Origin of the sequence: Embleya sp. NPDC050493 (assembly GCF_044458105.1) — a bacterium.
In the GTDB taxonomy this organism is placed as follows: Bacteria; Actinomycetota; Actinomycetes; order Streptomycetales; family Streptomycetaceae; genus Embleya.
The window spans coordinates 427531-445199 of record NZ_JBITHP010000003.1; the positions used below are offsets into that span (position 1 = coordinate 427531).

The 17669-nt window shown below is 72.3% G+C and carries 15 protein-coding genes; 7 read left to right on the forward strand and 8 right to left on the reverse strand.

Annotated elements, in window-relative coordinates:
* The first annotated feature begins 69 nt into the window (after nt 1-69).
* Entirely contained in the window at nt 70-2199 is a 2130-nt protein-coding gene (locus tag ACIBM5_RS08675; RefSeq protein WP_396006092.1) for an MMPL family transporter, read from the forward strand.
* A 95-nt stretch (nt 2200-2294) separates the two neighbouring features.
* On the opposite strand, the gene ACIBM5_RS08680 is transcribed toward ACIBM5_RS08675, so the two are convergent.
* From ACIBM5_RS08680 to ACIBM5_RS08695, 4 genes are all read right to left on the reverse strand, one after another.
* A complete protein-coding gene (locus tag ACIBM5_RS08680; protein WP_396006093.1) occupies nt 2295-3230 on the reverse strand; it encodes a MerR family transcriptional regulator in 936 nt (311 codons plus the stop codon).
* Between the two features lie 90 nt (nt 3231-3320).
* Nucleotides 3321-4949, reverse strand: a complete 1629-nt coding sequence (locus ACIBM5_RS08685) for an ABC transporter substrate-binding protein (RefSeq protein ID WP_396006094.1) — start codon at nt 4947-4949, stop codon at nt 3321-3323.
* Nucleotides 4950-5173: 224 nt separating this feature from the next.
* On the reverse strand, nt 5174-6730 hold the full coding sequence (locus tag ACIBM5_RS08690; RefSeq protein ID WP_396006095.1) for an alkaline phosphatase D family protein: 1557 nt from the start codon (nt 6728-6730) through the stop codon (nt 5174-5176).
* 204 nt (nt 6731-6934) lie between these two features.
* Nucleotides 6935-7867: an NADP-dependent oxidoreductase gene (locus ACIBM5_RS08695; protein ID WP_396006096.1), complete on the reverse strand. Its 933-nt coding sequence runs from the start codon at nt 7865-7867 to the stop codon at nt 6935-6937.
* Nucleotides 7868-7992: 125 nt separating this feature from the next.
* Here ACIBM5_RS08695 and ACIBM5_RS08700 point away from each other — a divergent pair, with 125 nt between their 5' ends.
* Together ACIBM5_RS08700 and ACIBM5_RS08705 are read left to right on the forward strand one after the other, a co-directional pair.
* Nucleotides 7993-8976, forward strand: coding sequence for a GlxA family transcriptional regulator (locus tag ACIBM5_RS08700; protein WP_396006098.1), 984 nt, complete (start codon nt 7993-7995; stop codon nt 8974-8976).
* A 168-nt stretch (nt 8977-9144) separates the two neighbouring features.
* Nucleotides 9145-9942 carry an SGNH/GDSL hydrolase family protein gene (locus ACIBM5_RS08705; RefSeq protein ID WP_396006099.1) on the forward strand — a complete coding sequence of 266 codons (798 nt, stop codon included), beginning with the start codon at nt 9145-9147 and terminating at the stop codon, nt 9940-9942.
* A 93-nt stretch (nt 9943-10035) separates the two neighbouring features.
* Here ACIBM5_RS08705 and ACIBM5_RS08710 read toward each other — a convergent pair whose 3' ends face one another.
* A complete protein-coding gene (locus ACIBM5_RS08710) occupies nt 10036-11019 on the reverse strand; it encodes a DUF5937 family protein (protein ID WP_396006100.1) in 984 nt (327 codons plus the stop codon).
* An 88-nt stretch (nt 11020-11107) separates the two neighbouring features.
* Here ACIBM5_RS08710 and ACIBM5_RS08715 point away from each other — a divergent pair, with 88 nt between their 5' ends.
* The 3 genes from ACIBM5_RS08715 (at nt 11108) to ACIBM5_RS08725 (ending at nt 14415) form a co-directional block, all read left to right on the forward strand.
* Nucleotides 11108-12454 carry an MFS transporter gene (locus ACIBM5_RS08715; RefSeq protein ID WP_396006101.1) on the forward strand — a complete coding sequence of 449 codons (1347 nt, stop codon included), beginning with the start codon at nt 11108-11110 and terminating at the stop codon, nt 12452-12454.
* Between the two features lie 348 nt (nt 12455-12802).
* Nucleotides 12803-13165, forward strand: a complete 363-nt coding sequence (locus ACIBM5_RS08720) for a YciI family protein (RefSeq protein ID WP_391584058.1) — start codon at nt 12803-12805, stop codon at nt 13163-13165.
* Entirely contained in the window at nt 13162-14415 is a 1254-nt protein-coding gene (locus tag ACIBM5_RS08725; RefSeq protein WP_391584057.1) for an RNA polymerase sigma factor, read from the forward strand. Before ACIBM5_RS08720 ends, ACIBM5_RS08725 begins: the two co-directional genes overlap by 4 nt.
* Before the next feature lie 136 nt (nt 14416-14551).
* Here the strand turns inward: ACIBM5_RS08725 and ACIBM5_RS08730 are convergent, their stop codons facing one another.
* The 3 genes from ACIBM5_RS08730 to ACIBM5_RS08740 all read right to left on the reverse strand — a co-directional run bounded on the left by ACIBM5_RS08730 (nt 14552) and on the right by ACIBM5_RS08740 (nt 16941).
* Entirely contained in the window at nt 14552-15064 is a 513-nt protein-coding gene (locus tag ACIBM5_RS08730) for a VOC family protein (protein WP_396006102.1), read from the reverse strand.
* A gap of 181 nt (nt 15065-15245) precedes the next feature.
* On the reverse strand, nt 15246-16268 hold the full coding sequence (locus ACIBM5_RS08735; protein ID WP_396006103.1) for an aminotransferase class I/II-fold pyridoxal phosphate-dependent enzyme: 1023 nt from the start codon (nt 16266-16268) through the stop codon (nt 15246-15248).
* A gap of 241 nt (nt 16269-16509) precedes the next feature.
* Nucleotides 16510-16941 carry a nucleoside deaminase gene (locus ACIBM5_RS08740; RefSeq protein ID WP_396006104.1) on the reverse strand — a complete coding sequence of 144 codons (432 nt, stop codon included), beginning with the start codon at nt 16939-16941 and terminating at the stop codon, nt 16510-16512.
* Nucleotides 16942-17147: 206 nt separating this feature from the next.
* On the opposite strand from ACIBM5_RS08740, the gene ACIBM5_RS08745 reads away from it, so the two are divergent.
* Entirely contained in the window at nt 17148-17483 is a 336-nt protein-coding gene (locus tag ACIBM5_RS08745) for a hypothetical protein (protein WP_396006106.1), read from the forward strand.
* Nucleotides 17484-17669 lie beyond the last annotated feature (186 nt).

Genomic DNA, 17669 nt, shown 5'->3' on the forward strand with positions numbered 1-17669 from the left:
CGTAGAGCTGACTCCATGTTGTCGATCGACCGCTGTTTCCTTGGAATCAGCCCATCAGCTGGGGGATACATGAACCGGATCAAGGCGCTTGCGGCGTTGCCGTGCGGGCGTCGATCCAAGTGGGTCGTGCTTGCTTTGTGGTTGGTGCTGCTCGTTGCGGCAGCACCGCTCTCGGCCAAGTTGACCGACGCTCAGAACAACGAGGTCTCGTCGTGGCTGCCCGCCGAGGCCGAGTCCACGAAGGTGATCAACGAACAGAAGGACTTCCGTCCGGACACCACGGTGCCCGCCGTCGTGGTCTACGAGCGGACCTCCGGCCTGACGCCGGACGACACGAAGGCGATTGCCGACGACCGGGCCGCGTTCGGTACCGCCAAGGGCGTCACGAACAAGGTCGAGGACGCGCGGCTCGATCCGCAGAACAAGGCCGCCCAGGTCCTGGTTCCGATCACCATCAAGGACGGTGGCTGGAACGACCTCGGTGACGCGGTCGACGAGATCAAGAAGAGCCTGAAGGACAACCCGGACGGGCTCAAGGCGTACGTCACCGGCCCGGCCGGACTCGGTGCGGACCAGGCGTCCGCGTTCGAGGGCATCGACGGGACGCTGCTGTACGCGACCCTCGGCGTGGTCGTGCTGATCCTGCTGTTCACCTACCGCAGTCCGGTGTTGTGGCTGCTCCCGGTGATCTCGGCGGTCGCGGCGCTGTTCACCGCGCAGGCCGTGGTGTACCTGTTCACCAAGGCCGGCCTGGTCGTCAACGGCCAGAGCGCGGCGATCCTGACCGTGCTGATCTTCGGTGCGGGTACCGACTACGCGTTGTTGCTGATCGCCCGCTACCGCGAGGAACTGCACCGGTACGAGGACCGGCACGAGGCGATGGCGGCGGCGCTGCTCCGCGCCGGACCGGCGATCGTGGCCAGCGCCGCGACGGTCGGCATCGGCATGTTGTGCCTGATGGCCGCGGAGATGCAGTCGACCAAGGGCCTGGGCCCGGTCTGCGCGCTCGGTGTGGTGGTCGGCCTGATTGCGATGACCACCCTGCTCCCCGCGCTGCTCGTGATCGTCGGCCGCTGGGTGTTCTGGCCGGTCCGCCCGGCCTACGAGCCGGACGCGATCACGCACGACGAGAACGGCATCTGGGCCAAGGTCGGCCGGCAGATCGCCCGCGGCCCGCGCCTGGTGTGGATCGTGACCGCGGTCATTCTCGGTGTGATGACCATCGGCCTGACCAACCTCAACGGTGACGGCATCGCCAACAAGGACTCGTTCACCAACAAGCCGCAGTCGATCACCGGCCAGGAGATCTCCGAGCGCTACTTCCCGGCGGGCTCCGGCGACCCGATCGTGGTGATCGGTCGTGAGTCGGCCGCGGGCACGCTGATGCAGACGCTCCAGGCAACCCCCGGGATCGCTCCCGACGGGGTCCGGAACACCGGCACGGCCAACGGCCGGGTGCAGATCGAGGGCGTGATGAGCGATTCGCCCGACTCGGCGGCGGCCAAGGACACCGTCAAGCGGGTGCGCACCGCGATGCACGCGGTCCCGGACGGCGCGGCCAAGGTCGGCGGCGGCACCGCGACCCAGATGGACGTCGCCAAGGCGTCCGAGCACGACGACAAGGTGATCATCCCGCTCATCCTGCTCGTGGTGCTGATCGTGCTCGGCCTGCTGCTGCGGGCGGTGATCGCACCGCTGGTGCTGATCGCCACCGTGGTGTTGTCCTTCGCCGCGGCGCTGGGCATCAGCGTGTTCACCTTCGAGCACCTGCTCGGCTTCGAGGGCACCGACGTGGGCTTCCCGCTGTTCGTGTTCGTCTTCCTGGTGGCCCTGGGCATCGACTACAACGTGTTCCTGATGAGTCGGGTGCACGAGGAGTCGAAGAAGCACGGGACCCGGCGCGGTGTGCTGATCGGCCTGTCCGCGACCGGTGGCGTGATCACCTCGGCCGGCCTGGTGCTGGCGGCCACGTTCGCGGTGCTCGGCACGCTGCCGATCGTCGCGTTCGCCGAGATGGGCTTCACCGTCGCGCTGGGCGTGCTGCTGGACACCTTCATCGTGCGCTCGGTCCTGGTCACCGCGCTGGGCCTGGACATCGGCCGCAAGATCTGGTGGCCGAGCAAGCTCGCGCAGCACCCGGACGAGGAGGAGCCGAAGGCCGGCGGCGACGGCGACCGGGAGGGCGTCCTGGTCGGCTGAACCGGCACGGCGCCGATCCGTTGATCGGGGTCTGTTGATCGAGGGTGGTGGGCGGATGGCACGCGCCCACCACCCTCTTCGCGTTCGGTGGGCGGTTACCGGCTCCGGGCCCGCAGCGCGGCCCGGAACCAGTCGAAGACCGGGGCCAGGCTCGGCCAGGTCGGCCAACCGTTCATCACGCCGAGCAGTTGCCAGTAGCGTTCGGCACGCGGGTCGGTGCCCACCTCGAAGCGTTCGGTCAGCCAGACGATGAACGCGTCGTCGGGGGTCCGGCCGAAGGCGGTGGCGTATTCCGCGAGCAGGTCGGCGAACACCGGTTCGGCCTCGGGCGAGGTCGGCTCGATGCCGGCCGTGCGGGCCGCCTCGACCCACTCCCGGGTGATCGTGGTCAGCCGCTCGTGGGTGCCCGGAGCGACGTCGTCGCCGCGGGTGCGCGCCTGGTACTCGGCCATCCGCCGAATCGAGGCGCGGAAGTCCGGATCGGCGACCAGTTCGCCCAGTTCGACCCACGCCTCGACCTGCTCGGCGGTCGGGTCGTCCGGCAGGGCCGGCACTCCGCAGCGCATCTTGGCCAGGAAGTCCGGGTCCACGTCCAGGTCGGCGAAGGTCGCGTCGAGGAAGTCGGTGATCATCTTCCGGCGTTCCTCGTCGGACAGTTTCGCGAGCTTGCGCATCAGGTCCAACTCCTCGGGACTGGAAGCCCGCCGAGCCACCGCGCGCAGCACGGCCCGACGCAAGCGCAACGTGCGGATCTGCGTGTCCACCGCGTTCGCGTGCGCCTCGGCGACCTCGGCGACGGTGACCTCGCGGGCCAACACCCGTCGGATGGTCACCAGATCGATGCCGAGGTCGCGCAGCGTGCGCACGAGTTCGAGGCGCACCAGCGCGTCGAGGTCGTACAGCCGGTAGCCGGCGGGACTTCGTCGAGTGGGCGGCACGACTCCCGCGTCCGCGTAGAACCGGATTGTCCGGACCGACAGGCCGGTCCGGCGCGCCAGGTCGCCGATCGAATACAGGGTTGCGCCGTCCATGTCCCCCACCGTGTCGCCTCCACCCGGTGGAGACTCAAGTCCCGTCCGTCCCGGGCCGCGAGCCCACGGGTCCGCGGCCCGGGCATCGGGTCAGCCCTTGAGGCCGATCCGGTCCATCAGCACCATGCCGTCGTTGGTCAACACCATGCCCACCACCGCCGACCGGTGGAACCCGGTCACCACCGAGGACTGGTAGGTCCACAGCGGGGCGTCCTGCTTGAGTTGGGCGGCGACCGCCGTGTACGCGGCCTTGCGCTGGGCCGGGTCGTTGGTGGTCCGGGCCTTGTCCAGGTTCTGGTCCACGGCCGGGTTGGCGTACAGCAGGTAGTTGTTCGGGCTCGTGCTGTAGAGGTTCACGTACAGCCCGGGCTCGGCGTCCGAAAGGTAGTAACTGAACATCGCGGCCTGGTAGTTCTTGTTGATCACGATGTCCGTCTGGTAGGCGGCGATCGGCATCGGGGCGAGCTTGACGGTGACGTTCTTCAGGCCCTGGAGCGAGGTCATGATGTATTCGGCGGTCCGCTGTGCGTTCGCGTTCTGCGGTATCGAGTAGGTGAAGTCCAGCGGCTTGCCCTCGGCCGCCAACTCGTTCAGCAGCCGCTGCGCCTCCGCACGGTCGGTGCGCTGAACGGTCTCGGTACCGGGCTCCACCAGCGGGCTGTCCGGCGGGAAGATGCTCTTGGTAGGCGTGCCGTTGCCGCTGAAGGAGATCTTGTTCACCTCGTTCGCGTCGAGCGCGAGTTGCACGGCACGGCGGGCGCGCACGTCGTCGAACGGCGCGCGCTTGTTGTTGAAGAAGAGCGACTCGCCGCCGATGATCGTGACGATCTTGGTCTCCAGGCCCTTCTGCTTGGCCTTGACCGGGTCCTCCGCGTTGACCGAGACCTTCAGGTCGGCGCTGCCGGAGAAGACCGTCTCCAGGGCCTGGGTGCTGTCCTGGATGATCTTGAACACCACGGTGTCGGCGTAGGGCTTGCCCGCGCCCTGCCAGTAGCCGGGGTTCTTGACGAACGTCATGTGGTCGCCGTTGGTCCACTCCTTGAACGTGTACGGACCCGCGCCGACCGGGTTGCGGGCGAAGCCGGCCGGATCCTTCTTGTACGCGGTGGGCGAGACGATGAAGGACAGGTTGGATGCGACGATGTGGTCGAAGTTGGCGTTCGGGCCGCTCAGCGTGATCTTCAGGGTGGTGGGGTCGACCACCTCGGTCGCCTTGACCGCCGCGATCGTGCCCGCCTGGTACGACTTGCGCGCCGGCGCGGCGTGCTCGTCCCAGGTGAACTTCACCGCCGCCGCGTCGTAGGGGGTGCCGTCGGAGAACTTCACATTCGGCTTGAGCTTGAGCGTCCAGGACGCGTTGCCCGGGTCCGGGGTCAGGCTCTCGCCGATCTGCGGCATCACCTTGCCGGTCTTGGCCTCGTGCCAGAACAGCGAGTCGTAGACCGTGTTCAGTCGGGTGTTGTCGGTGTACGAGTTGCTCAGCGCGCCGAACGGGTCCATCGAGCGCATGTCGCTCGCCATCGCCACCGTCAGCGTGCCGCCGCTCTTGGGCGCGACGGTGGAGGTGTCCGGGGTCTCGGTCGCCTTGTCGTCGCCCCCGCCGCATGCGCCGAGCACCAGGCACGCGGCGACGGCGGGGACCACGGTACGAAGGGCGCGTGCGCCGGCCGGGCCTCGGGACGGTTCGTCGGGGAGCCGATTCCGGCGTGTCGTATCCATCTGTATGCCTCGCTTCGATCTGTGCGCCGACCCCCGAGGGGCAACCGGTGGCGGAGCATAATCGAAGCCGCGAACGATCTTTGTCGCGCTTTTTCGGGTACTGATGGATGTTTCGCCCGGTGCCCGACGCTGCGCGTGCCTGCGGGCCCGACGGCCTGCGCGCGCGCGAGGGCCCTCGTCCGCCGACGAGGGCCCTCGGTGCGAGCGGGTGCGGGACGCGGGTCTCAGCGCTCCGGGCGCAACGTCTTGCTCCACAGCACGGTCGAGGCACCGTCGCGCAGATTGACCGTCAGGTTGCCCGAGGGGCCGTCGATATCGACCTCGCCGAAGTGCTGGAAGCCCTCCAGCGGCGAGTAGTTCGCGCGCGGCGGGGCGTGCACGAACTCGGCCCTGGGGCCGAACGTGCCGTCCAGCGCGTTGGGGCCGAACGCGCCCGCGTTCAACGGACCCGAGACGAACTCCCAGAACGGGTCGAAGTCCTTGAACGCCGCCCGGGACGGGTCGTAGTGGTGCGCCGCGGTGTAGTGCACGTCGGCGGTCAGGAACACGATGCCGCGCACGCCGCGCCGCTGCGCCGTGCGCAGGATCGTGGCGAACTCCATCTCGCGGCCCAGCGGCTTGCCCGGGTCGCCCTGCGCGACGCCCTCCTGGGCGGCGGCGCCGTCCGGCACCACCAGGCCCAGCGGCAGGTCGTTGGCGATCACCTTCCAGGTGGCACGGCTCTGCGACAGGCCCTCGATCAGCCACTGCCGCTGCCGGTCGCCGAGCATGCCGCGCTTGGGATCGGCGTAGCGGTTGTCGTCGTTGGGGTCCTTGTAGGTGCGCATGTCCAGGACGAACACGTCCAGGTGCCGGCCGTAGGAGAGTTTGCGGTAGACCCGGTCGTCGCCGATCGGCACCCACTCGCGGAACGCCTGCCCGGCGCGCGCGGCGAGCACGTCGACGCGCTTCTCGGTGTAGCGGGCGTCGTCCAGGATCTGGCCCGGATACCAGTTGTTGCGCACCTCGTGGTCGTCCCACTGGTTGATCTGGGCGACCTCGGCGGCGAACGCGCGGTAGTTGCGGTCGAGCAGGTTGTAGGCGAACTGACCCCGGTATTCGGTCAGCGACTCGGCGACCTTGGACTTCTCCGGGGTGACCACGTTGTGCCAGATCCGGCCGTCGGGCAGCGGGACGCTCTCCACCAGCGGACCGTCCGAATAGACCGTGTCGCCGCTGTTGAGGAAGAAGTCCGGACGCAGCCGGCGCATCTGCTCGAAGATCGTCATGCCGCCGATGTCCGGGTTGCTGCCCCAGCCCTGGCCGACGGTGTCGCCGGACCACACGAACCGCACACCGGAGCGGTTGCGCTCGCTCGGCGCGGTGAGCAGCGAACCGGTCACGGCCGGGCCGGCCGCGCCGCGTTCGCCCTCGACCCGGACCCGGTAGTGGATGCGCCGCCCGGACGGCAGGCCGCGCAGCCGCACCCGGCCGGTGAGGTCGCCGTCCGGGGTCAGCCACGGGCCTCGCACGCAGTGCGCGTCGCGCAGGTCGGGCCGGGTGCCGTACTCGACGATCAGCCGACCGGGCCGGTCCGCCCGGCCCCACACGATCGCCGAGGACGCGGTGGCGTCGCCGCTCTGTACGCCGTGGCTCAGGCTCGGCCGGCCGGAGGCCACGTACGCGGGCGCGCCCGACGTCGACGCCGAGGCCGAGGCGGCGCCCAGCACGGGAGCGATCGCGAGGCCGGCGCCGACGACGGAGCCGGTGCGCAGGAGGGTCCTTCTGTCCACTGAGGTCATGGACATGTGTGTAGTGGCGCCGGGCGACGTATCGGCGAACGCGGGTTGGCCGACTCGTCAAGTCTGGTCGGCGGGCGGGGGGTGGGGCCGCCGGGCAGGTCACCCGGCCTCCCGGTCGGCGGGGCCGTGCTCGCGCCACGGATATCCGTGCGACCGGAACGCCTCGGCCACCGCGCCGCGTCCGGCCTGCGGCCGGGCGCGGCACTAGACCACGGTCAGCACGATCTTCCCGGAGGTGCGCCCGCTCTCGCCCAACTCGTGTGCCTTGCCCGCCTGCTCCAGCGGCAGCACCGCGTCGATCACCGGCCGCAGCAGGCCCGCCTCGGCCAGCGCCGCGATCTCCTTCAGCCCGCCCTGATCCGGCTCGACGATGGTGAACCCCGCCCGCAGCCCCGCCGCCTCCGCCACCGGCACCAACTCCACCTCGGCCGGGGACGCCAGCGAGACCACCAGTCCACCCGGTCGCAACGTCCGCAGCGAGCGCGGCCCGTACTCGCCGCCGATCGTGTCCAGCACGACGTCCACGTCCCGCACCGCCTCGGCGAAGTCGACGCTCGTGTAGTCGATCGCTTCGTCCGCCCCCAGGCCGCGCAACAACTCGTGCTTGGCCGCGCGGGCGGTGCCGATCACATACGCGCCGCGGGCCTTGGCGATCTGGACCGCGAGATGCCCCACCCCACCGGCCGCGGCGTGGATCAACACCCGCTGACCGGACCGTACGTCGGCCGCGTCCACCAGCGACTGCCATGCGGTGAGCGCGGCCACCGGCAGCGCCGCCGCCTCCACGTGCGACAGGGCGGCCGGCTTGCGGGCCAGGTGCCGGGCGGGCGACGTGACGAACTCGGCGTAGGTACCGGCCGGCTGCGGCAGCCGGGGCATGCCGAACACCTCGTCGCCGGGTCGGAACACACTCACGCCCAGGCCGACCGACTCGACCACGCCCGACACGTCCCAGCCCAGCGGGACCGGGGTGTCGCCGAGCAGACCGCCGGAGGCGCGGTGCCAGTAGTCGGTCGGGTTCACCCCGGCCGCGTGCACCCGCACCAGCACCTCGGAGGCACCCGGGGTCGGGCGCTCCACCTCGACCACCTTCAGCACCTCGGGCCCACCCAGCGTGTCCTGTCGGATGGCGCGCATCGTCATCACATTCCCCAGCTCGTGTTCCGGTTCGACCGTCGTGTCCGGCGGCGTGGGAGCAACTCTGCCGTCGCCCCCGAGACCCATCGAGTGGCCGAGTGGCCAACATGTGAAAGGATCCGGCCATGCATCGAGTCGTGGTCCTGGCCCTGGAAAACGTCTATCCGTTCGAGCTGGGCATCCCGGTGCGGATCTTCGGCACCGCGACCGGCGCCGCCGACGAACCGCTGTACGAGGTGATCACATGCAGCCTCGACGGCCGACCGGTGCGCACCAGCGCCGACTTCACCATCGCCGTCGAGCACGGCGCCGAGGTGCTGGCGAGCGCCGACACCCTGGTGCTCCCGCCGTTCACGTGCGGCGTGGACGAGAACGACGAGCAGGACTGGCTCCCGGAGCCGCTCGCCCGGGCACTGGCCGGACTGCGGCCCGGCACCCGGATCGTGTCCATCTGCACCGCGTCCTACGTGCTCGCCGCCGCCGGCCTCCTCGACGGCCGTCCGGCGACCACGCACTGGAACGAGGTCGAGGAGTTCCGCAGGCGGTTCCCCCGCGTCGAGGTCGACCCGGACGTGCTGTTCGTCGACGACGGCGACATCCTCACCGCGGCCGGGGTGGCCGCCGGCATCGATCTGTGCATGCACCTGCTGCGCCGCGACCACGGCAGCGAGGTGGCCAACCGGGTCGCCCGGCGCTGCGTGACGCCGCCGTGGCGCGAGGGCGGGCAGGCGCAGTTCATCGAGCGCCCGGTGCCGGAGCCGTCCTCGGCCACCACCTCGGCGACCCGGGCCTGGGCGCTCGAACACCTGCACCGCCCGCTGTCGTTGGCCGAACTGGCCGAACACGCGCGGATGAGCGTACGCACCTTCACCCGGCGCTTCCGGGACGAAGTGGGCATGACCCCCGGCCAGTGGCTGACCCGGCAACGCGTCGAACACGCCCGCCGGCTCCTGGAGACCACCGACCTGAGCGTGGACCGGATCGCCGACCGGGCGGGCTTCGGCACCGGCGCCTCGCTGCGCCAGCACCTGGTCGCCACCATCGGCGTACCGCCGATGACCTACCGCCAGACCTTCCGCACCCACGAGCCGGTGTCGGCGCGCGGGTGAGACATCGGCCGCCGTGCGGGCCGACGTGGTGAAGACGACTCCGGCTGCCCGCGCCCGGGCGCGGCGCGGGCCGCCGGGCATCCTTCCCGCGGGTGAGTGCGGTCAAGCCGGCCGCCGTTGCGGCCGATACCTCCGACAACGTGCCCACGTTCCGGAGGAGATCCACTCGTGCCGTCGCCGTTCCGTGTCGCCGCGTCCGTCGTCGCCGCCGCGGCCCTCACGTTCACCGGAGTCGGCGCGCACCCGGCTCCCGCCGCACCGGTCGCGCGTTACGCGGCGCTGGGGGACTCGTACAGTTCGGGCGTCGGCGCGGGCGACTACCTCGCCGACGGCGGCGACTGCAAGCGCAGTGCGAACGCCTATCCGGCGCTGTGGCAACGGGAGCACGCGGCGGCCGAGTTCGCCTTCGTGGCGTGCTCCTCGGCGACCACGGCGGATGTGCGTGCGCGGCAGTTGTCCGCGGTGACCGCCGACACCACGCTGGTGACGATCAGCGCCGGCGGCAACGACATCGGCTTCGCCGATACGCTCGAGACCTGTGTGCTCGGCAGTGACCGGGCCTGTTCGGACGCGGTGGCGACGTCCACGGCGTACGTGCGCGACCGGTTGCCGGCCGATCTGGACGCGACCTACGCGCAGATCCGCCGCCGGGCCCCGAACGCGCGACTGGTCGTGCTCGGATATCCGCGCCTGTTCGAAACGGGCAGCTGTCTCCTGGGGCTGAGCGTGGCCAAGCGGCGGGCGCTGGACGACGCGGCCGACACGTTGGCGGAGGTCACGGCACGCCGGGCGGCGGCCGGCGGCGCGGAATTCGCGGACGTCCGGGCCCGGTTCGCCGGACACGGGGTGTGTGCGGCGGACGAGTGGCTGCACGGGCTGACGCTGCCGGTCGACGAGTCGTACCACCCGACCGCCACGGGCCAGGCCAGGGGCTACCTGCCGAGCCTGGTCGCGCGCACCGGCTGAGCGGCCGCGGGCGTCGGACGGGCGGGCCGACGCTACGGACCCGGCCGCCCCGAACCGCGGCCGGACCCGAGCACCCGAGTGCGGCCGGGCGGGTCAGCCGCGCCCCTCGGCCAACACCTCGCCGAGCGTGGTGCGTCGGTAGTGCACGCAGCGGCCCACCCGCAGGCCGGTGACCAGGTCGGCGCGGCGCAGCACGGCCAGGTGGTCGCCGACCGTACCCAGGCCGAGGTTGAGCCGCGCGGCCAGTTGGGTGGTCGTCGCCTGGGTGGCCAGCGCGCGCAGGATCGTCGCGCGGGTGGTGCCCAGCAGGTCGGCCAGTGCCTCGTCGTCCGATCGGGCCGGGGCGCCCAGCAGTTCGGCCACGCCCTGGGCCGGATACACGATGGCGTACGGCCACGGCGGTTCCACGTAGGCGATCAACGCACCGAACGCGGACGGCACGAACAGCAGCCCGTCGCCGCCGAGTGCCACCGTGTCGATCGCCTTGTGGGCGACCTCGATCACGCCCTCGTCGCGCCACCGCAGCCGCGGCGACAGGTCGCCCAGCGCGGCACCCCAGCCGTACGCCGCCAACCGCCCGGCGGTGCGCACCAGATCGCGCTCCAGCACCGCACGCAGCGCCGGCCACTCCGGCTCGACCAAAGTCGTCCACGCGGCCTCGATCGCATCCGCCAGCCGCGCCACCACGTCGGGGGAGTCGAGCAGCGCACGGGTCGAGGCCGAGGGCGCGCGGAGCCCGGCCAGGTTGCGGGCGAGTTCGGCGCGGGCCCGGGCCAGGGGCGTGGCCCGCAGTACGGCCAGTTCGTCCCCGATGCCGGCCGGGGTACCCGACGGGGGCGGGTGCAGGAGGTCCGCGTTGTAGCCGCCGCGCCGGTACAGCGACGTCATCGCCGCGACCGCCGGCTGCTCGCGGCGCAGCCGCTCGTACCCCGGCCGCAACCGCTCGATCCACGGTCGCAGCGGCCCGGCCTGGTGGCTTCCCGACAACGTTCGCAGCACCCACACCACCTCGCCCAGCGGCGAGATGCCGAATCTGCTGCGCGCCACGTCGGCCGGCCCGACCTCGATCCTGAGCATGCGCCGCCTCCCACCCGGCAGCCTGCCAGGTTTCGGTTGTGGCCGAAAGATTGGCCGGCGGGCGGCGTGCCGCAGCACGCTCGCCCCCATGATCGGCGACGACGTCAAACCGGCGACCTACCGCGAGGTCTTCGCGGTCGGCGCCTTCCGGGTGCTGTTCGGTTCCTATGTACTGCTGCTGATCGGCGACACCGTGCGGATGCTCGCGCTCGCGGTGCTCGTCTACGAACGCACCGGGTCGCCGGCGCTGTCCGCGCTCGCCTTCGTCGCCGGGTTCGTCCCGCAGGCGTTCGGCGGGGCGCTGCTACTCTCGCTCACCGACCGGCTGCCGGTGCGCACCGCGATGGCCGGATACGACGTGGTGCGCTGCGCGCTCGCGCTGGTGCTCGCGGCCGACGTGTTGCCGGTGTGGGCGGTTCTGTCGCTGCTCGCGAGCGTCGGGTTGGTCAGCCCGGTCGCGGGCGCCGCGCGTCAGCGCACGCTGCCCGAACTGTTGCACGGCGACGCCTATGTGCTCGGGCGTTCGGTGTTCGGGATGACCGCCGGCGCGATGCAGGTGCTCGGCTATGCGGTCGGCGGTCTGCTGCTCGCACTGGTCGGGTCGAGCGGTGCGCTGCTGTTCGCGGCCGGTACCGCGTTGGCCTCCGCCGCGGTGCTGCGATTGGGCCTGCCGGCGGCGGCGCGCACCGAGCGCCCCGCGGCGGCCCGGGCCGAGGGCACGGTACGCGCGACCCGGCGGGTCAATCGCGAACTGCTCGGCGACCGCGCCGTGCGCGGCCTGCTGCTGGCCCAGTGGATACCGGCGAACCTGGCCGTGGCCGCCGAGGGCGTGATCGTCCCGTACACGCCCGACCACGCCGGTGTCCTGTACGGCTCGGCCGCCGCCGGGATGCTGCTGGGCAACCTGTTGGTGGGCCGCTTCGTGCGCCCGGCCGCGCGCGAACGCCTGGCGCTGTGGTTGGCTCTGCAACTCGGCGTCCCGCTGGTGTTCTTCGCGGCCGGGCCGCCGCTGTGGACGACGGCCGGCCTGTTCGTGCTCTCCGGCGCGGGCCTGTCCTACCAGCTCGGCCTGCAACGCCGCTTCCTGGAAGCCGTTCCCGAGGCCGCCACCGGCCAGGCGATGGGCCTGGCGATGACCGGCACGATGACCCTCCAAGGGGTCACCATGGCGGGCGCGGGCGCGCTGGCCGGCGTGCTCGCCCCCGGCCACGTGATCGCGCTGGTCGGCCTGGCCTCGATCGTCGGCACGCTCGCGGTGCACCGCGTGCTGCGCCCGCCGGCGGACGGGCGGTCGGCGCCGGGGGTGCTCGCGGTGCCGACCCTGTCGGTGGAGGCGGCCGAATCGGCGGAATCGGCAGGGTCGGTGGTGCCGCCGGGGCAGGCGGCGGTGCCGACGGTGCCGGTGCTCGGGGTGGAACCGACGCGGGCCGACTGACCGGGTTCGGGGTCGGGCCCGGGGGCGGGGACCGGTTTTCGGGTTCCGGGTCCGACCCCGGTTCGCGACGTCGTCCGAAACACCTCGGTTGCCGGCCGGTGGCGTGTCGGAGGCCGCCGTTCGGGGCGTTCGGGGACGGGTTCGGCCGGGCGGCTTCGTCCGCCGTGGATCGATTCGGCATTCTGTCCGCCGGGATGTCGAGAACGGTCGACTCGCTCCGACCCGGATACGAGCGACCCGCCCGGCGACTCGGCAGCGTGATGCCGAGCACCGGATCGGGCCGCCGGTCGGACCGGGGCACCCGGCCCGACCGCACCGAACCGGAACCGGAACCACCAGGAGTCACCGATGAAGTTCATGCTGCTGATCCACAACCGCCCGGGATTCGTGGAAGAACTCTCCGAGGCCGAGCGCACCGAGTTGTTCGGCGAGGTCGACGAGTTGATGGCCGAGCTGACCGCATCCGGCGAACTGCTCGGCGGCGAGGCGCTGGCCGACCCCGCGCAGACCCGCACGGTAAGGGTCCGGGACGGTGTGCCGGCGGTCACGGACGGCCCGTTCGTGGAGGCCAAGGAGCACTTCGCCGGCTACCTGCTGGTCGAGTGCGAGAGCACCGAGCGGGCCGTCGAGATCGCCGCGCGCTGGCCGGACGCCCGCTACTGGGCGATGGAGGTCCGCCCGGTGATGACCGACTCCGGGACGGAGATGTGAGCCGGGACGCGCACGTCGAGGGCCTGCTGCGGGAGTTGACCCCGCAGGTCCTCGGCGTGCTCGTCCGCCGGCACGGCCAGTTCGACGCGTGTGAGGACGCGGTCCAGGAGGCGCTGCTCGCGGCCACCGTGCAGTGGCCGGTGGAGGGGATTCCGGACAGTCCGTGGGGTTGGCTGCTCACCGTGGCCGACCGACGGCTGATCGACCACTGGCGCAGCGAGCGGGCCCGCCGCAACCGCGAGGAGCGGCTCGCCGCGCAGGCCCCGGCCGACGAGTTCGTCTCGCCGGCACCCGACGAGGACGATGCCGCCGGCGATCGCGACGACACGCTGACCCTGCTGTTCCTGTGCTGCCATCCGGCACTGACGGGAGCCTCGCAGGTGGCGTTGACGCTGCGCGCGGTCGGCGGTCTGACCACCGCGCAGATCGCCGACGCGTTCCTGGTGCCGGAGAGCACCATGGCGCAGCGGATCAGCCGGGCCAAGCAGCGGATCAAGGCCGCCGGCGGTCGCTTCGGCACGCCGGCCGGGCGGGAGCCGATGGAGCGGCTGGGTGCGGTGTTGCAGGTGCTCTACCTGATCTTCAACGAGGGCTACACGGCCGGTTCGGGCCCGGATCTGCTGCGCACCGACCTGACCGCCGAGGCCATCCGGCTCACCCGTGCGGTGCGCCGGTTGCGGCCGGACGACGGCGAGGTGTCCGGGTTGCTCGCGCTGATGTTGCTGACCGATGCCCGCCGAGCCGCGCGCACCGCCGCGGACGGCGGGCTGATCCCGCTGGCCGAGCAGGATCGCGGCCGCTGGAACGCGGAGGCGATCCGGGAGGGCACCGAGCTCGTCACCGACGCGCTCACGTGGGGGCCGCCGGGCCCGTACCAGCTACAGGCCGCGATCGCCGCGGTGCACGCGGAGGCGGCACACGCCGAGGACACCGACTGGCGGCAGATCCTCGCGCTGTACCGGCTGCTCGACCATCTGTCACCCGGCCCGATGGTCACCCTCAACCGCAGCGTCGCGACGGCGATGGTGCACGGCCCGGGGGCCGGCCTGGAGCTGCTCGACACGCTGGCCGAGGACGACCGGATGATCGAACACCACCGGGTGTGGGCGGTGCGCGGCCATCTGCTCGAACTCGCCGGCGACCGCGAGGCGGCTCGGAAGGCCTACCGCGAGGCCGCCCGGCGGACGACCAGCCTGCCGGAGCGGCGCTACCTGGAGATACGCGCGGCGCGGGCGGCCGACGGGGCGTGATCCGCGCGTGGCGCGGGCGGCGCGCCGCGGCCCTGCCGACTCGCGCCCGCCCGTGGGCCCGCTCGTCCTCGCCCGCTTGCCCGCCCCCAACGGCCTCGCCGGCGAGTGGCGCCCGCCCGCCGCCGGCCCGGGCGGCTCAGCCCGCGAGTCTGCCGGCCGCGCGATCGGCGAGCCAGGCGTCGAGCGCGATCCGGGCCTCGGCGGCGTCCTGCTCGGTCAACGGGCGGGACTGGTGGGTGATTTCCAGGTGCACGCCGTTGGGGTCGAAGCAGTACACCGAGTACCACACGCCGTCGTGGTCGATCGGGCCCCGGACCTCGACCCCGTGTCGGCGGATCTGCTCGGCCATCGCGTCGACCTCGGCGACGGAGTCCACGCCGAGAGCTACGTGCCGGGTCCACCGTTCGAGGCCGTCGGGCACGGGAGCGTAGTCCTTGGCCACGTCGAAGAACGCGATGCACTCGCCGCTCGCGAGCGCGTAGAAGACGTGCAGGAAGGGCGCGGTGACCTCGCCGCTGCTGGTGGTGAGGGACTCCTCGCGGACCGCGCCCGCCAACTCCGCGCCGACCGCCTCGGTCCAGAAGCGGTGCGTCGCCGCCAGGTCCCTGGTCTGGTAGGCGAGGTGGTTCAGCGCTACCGGTACGGCCATCATGTGCTCCTGTTCGCCCGACGATGAGCAATTTCAGTGCACCGTGCACGATATCGACGATGCGGCCGTCCCGACACCGCCACGGCGATGGCGGCGATGGCGGCGATGACGACCACGACGACGGAACGGCCGCTTGCGCCGGCGAGGGCCCGGGGTCGGCCCGAACGCGGGCCCGATCCGGCTATCCGGTGCCGGCCCGGGAGTGCCGCCGACCCGGGGCGGGACCTCGGTGCACGGTGGGTCGGTCGACGGTGGTGAAGGGGCCGGTGCGGTCGCCGATCAGGGTCGCGAGGCGGTTCAGGCCGTGGTCGATCGTGGCCGGGTCGAGCGTGCCGCAGGACAGCCGTAGGCGGTGGGCGGGCCCGATCCCGGGGTGGTAGAAGTGCGCCATCGGCGTCCACATCACGCCGTACTCGCGGGCGGACAGCTCCACCAGCTCGTCGTCGGCCACGAACGGCACGGTCAGCACGACGAGGAAGCCTCCGTCCGGGCTGCTCCAGTGCACCCGATCCGCGGCCGGACCCCGGCCGAACCGGGCGGCGAGGCCGTTCAGCAGGTGCGCCGGGTTGCCGATGCGGCCGAGCCGACCGGGCCGGCCGGTTTCGGCGAACGAGCCGACGTGTACGACGCGTTGCCGGGTGTCCAGGGCCGCCAGTGTCGGCGGTCGGCGATCGCCGGCGACATGGATCAGGCCGTACGGGTCGTCCTCGAGCAGCAGCAGGTCCAACTCTGCCGCGGTGGCCAGGAGTTCGCACCGGGCGAGGCGGTCCAGGCCGATCCCGGACGGGTTGGCGAAGTCCGGGACCACGTACAGGGCGCGTGGACGCAGACCGGCCGCGCGGGCGCCGTACACCTGCGCCGCGAGGTCGTCCAGGTCGACGCCACGCGGGCCGTCCGCGACCGGGAGCACCGGCATGTCGGCCCGCCGGGCCGCACCGATCAGCCCGAGATAGGCGGGCGCGACCGCCAGCACCACATCCCGATCCGAGCCGCGCAGCACCCGCAGGACCCGCAACAGCGCGTCCCGTTCGCCGGTTGTCGGCGGGCCGGTCGCGGTGTCGCCGTACGGGCGCCGGCCGGCGAACGAGATCGCCTTCGGGTGCCGGCAGGCCACCGCTTCGAGCAGGGCCGCCGAGCGCAGGATCGGGTCCGCGGGCGCGGACTTCGGGCCGTCGGGGGTCGATTCGCCATCGATGTGCGTCATCGCGGGCCCCTCTCCCGTCGGCCGCCGACCCGGAGCGCGGTATCCACCGGCACATCACCGAGGTGCCACGCGTCGCCCGGGCCGCCGGGTTGGCGACGAGGCTAGGAGGTGAACGGGGCCGGCGGGCGGCATCTGAGCAAAACGTGAGGTTCCCGGGGTGCGAGCGAGGCAAAGGACCGGTGGGGATGCGGTGTTCAGCCGTTGCGGGCCGGGCGCCACATCCCCCGTTCCCACCCGACGGCTACCGGTAGTACCCCGCCACCACGTCGCGCACCTCTTCGAGCAGCGCCGGGCCGACCTGCGGTACGGGGGGTTGGCCGCTGCTCGGTCTGATGTCCAGGAGTTGTTCATTGGACAGCGCGAACACCACCCGGCGCAGGCCCGCCCGCTCGATGACCGCCGCGCACATTTCGCACGGCTGGCAACTCGTGTACATGGTGGTCTCCGCCGCCGTGGCCGCGTCCAACTCGCGTGCGGCCCATCTCGCGAGCTTCAGTTCCGGGTGGGCGGTGATGTCCCTGTCGGTGAGCGTTGTGTTGCGCTCCTCCGCGAGGACCTTCCCGTCCGGTGCCGCCAACAGCGATCCGAACGGCGGGTTGCCGTTGGCGCGGGCCTCGGCGGCGAGCGCGATGGCCTGCCGGAGGAGGGTGTGGTCGTCGGGTGTGTTGGTCATTGCTGCTCCGTTCCCGTGCGGGTGAGGTCGAACCGCGCGGCCTCCGCGGCGAGTGCCTGCCGAGCAGCCTAGGGTCTGTCCTCCATCCCGCGTCGGGCTCCACGCGCCCGGTGCCGCGCATCGGTGCGCCGGGGACGCACTCGCCCGCCGGGTGGTCCGGGCGTCGGTCGGAGTGCCGATGCGGTATCGGCGGGTAGGTTTCGACCATGACTGCCTCAGCCGCCCGCGCGACCACCCATCCGGGCTCCGGCGGCCGACCGCCCGCCGGGGCCGACCGGCTCGGCCCGCGACTGGCCCCCGCCGGGATCGCCATGCCCATCCTGATCGTTGCCTCCACGCTGTGCGCCGTGGCCGCGGACATCGACCTGGCCGATGCCCGCGCCCTGTGGATCCTGGCCGCGGCCGTATGCGCGGTGGCCGCGGGCGTGGCGTGGACCGACATCCTGATCGTCGTCCACCGCCGCCGCCCGACACCGCGATCCGCCGCCGGGATCGCCTCGCCGACCGAGGAGCCCGGACCCGTTCCGCGCGGCGGCGGATGACCCCGGCGGACGCCGGCGCCGGTCGTGGGCGGGTGCGGCCCGGTACGCCCGGCGCGGGCGCCTGATCGGCCCGCGCCGGGAACCGCAAGCCCGCAGCCCGACGTCCGGCGCACGGCGCACGGCGCACGGCGCACGGCCCCGAGCGACCCGACCTCGAGCGACCCCGCTCCGCAAGGCGCGGCGCCG

Excerpts from the sequence above, each read along its gene's own strand:
- ACIBM5_RS08745 (WP_396006106.1), top strand. The coding sequence starts at position 17,148 with ATGACTGCCTCAGCCGCCCGCGCGACCACCCATCCGGGCTCCGGCGGC.
- ACIBM5_RS08695 (WP_396006096.1), bottom strand. The coding sequence starts at position 7,867 with ATGCGCGCCATCCGACAGGACACGCTGGGTGGGCCCGAGGTGCTGAAG.
- ACIBM5_RS08735 (WP_396006103.1), bottom strand. The coding sequence starts at position 16,268 with ATGACGCACATCGATGGCGAATCGACCCCCGACGGCCCGAAGTCCGCG.
- ACIBM5_RS08730 (WP_396006102.1), bottom strand. The coding sequence starts at position 15,064 with ATGGCCGTACCGGTAGCGCTGAACCACCTCGCCTACCAGACCAGGGAC.
- ACIBM5_RS08685 (WP_396006094.1), bottom strand. The coding sequence starts at position 4,949 with ATGGATACGACACGCCGGAATCGGCTCCCCGACGAACCGTCCCGAGGC.
- ACIBM5_RS08710 (WP_396006100.1), bottom strand. The coding sequence starts at position 11,019 with ATGCTCAGGATCGAGGTCGGGCCGGCCGACGTGGCGCGCAGCAGATTC.
- ACIBM5_RS08700 (WP_396006098.1), top strand. The coding sequence starts at position 7,993 with ATGCATCGAGTCGTGGTCCTGGCCCTGGAAAACGTCTATCCGTTCGAG.
- ACIBM5_RS08720 (WP_391584058.1), top strand. The coding sequence starts at position 12,803 with ATGAAGTTCATGCTGCTGATCCACAACCGCCCGGGATTCGTGGAAGAA.
- ACIBM5_RS08740 (WP_396006104.1), bottom strand. The coding sequence starts at position 16,941 with ATGACCAACACACCCGACGACCACACCCTCCTCCGGCAGGCCATCGCG.
- ACIBM5_RS08680 (WP_396006093.1), bottom strand. The coding sequence starts at position 3,230 with ATGGACGGCGCAACCCTGTATTCGATCGGCGACCTGGCGCGCCGGACC.
- ACIBM5_RS08715 (WP_396006101.1), top strand. The coding sequence starts at position 11,108 with ATGATCGGCGACGACGTCAAACCGGCGACCTACCGCGAGGTCTTCGCG.
- ACIBM5_RS08690 (WP_396006095.1), bottom strand. The coding sequence starts at position 6,730 with ATGACCTCAGTGGACAGAAGGACCCTCCTGCGCACCGGCTCCGTCGTC.
- ACIBM5_RS08675 (WP_396006092.1), top strand. The coding sequence starts at position 70 with ATGAACCGGATCAAGGCGCTTGCGGCGTTGCCGTGCGGGCGTCGATCC.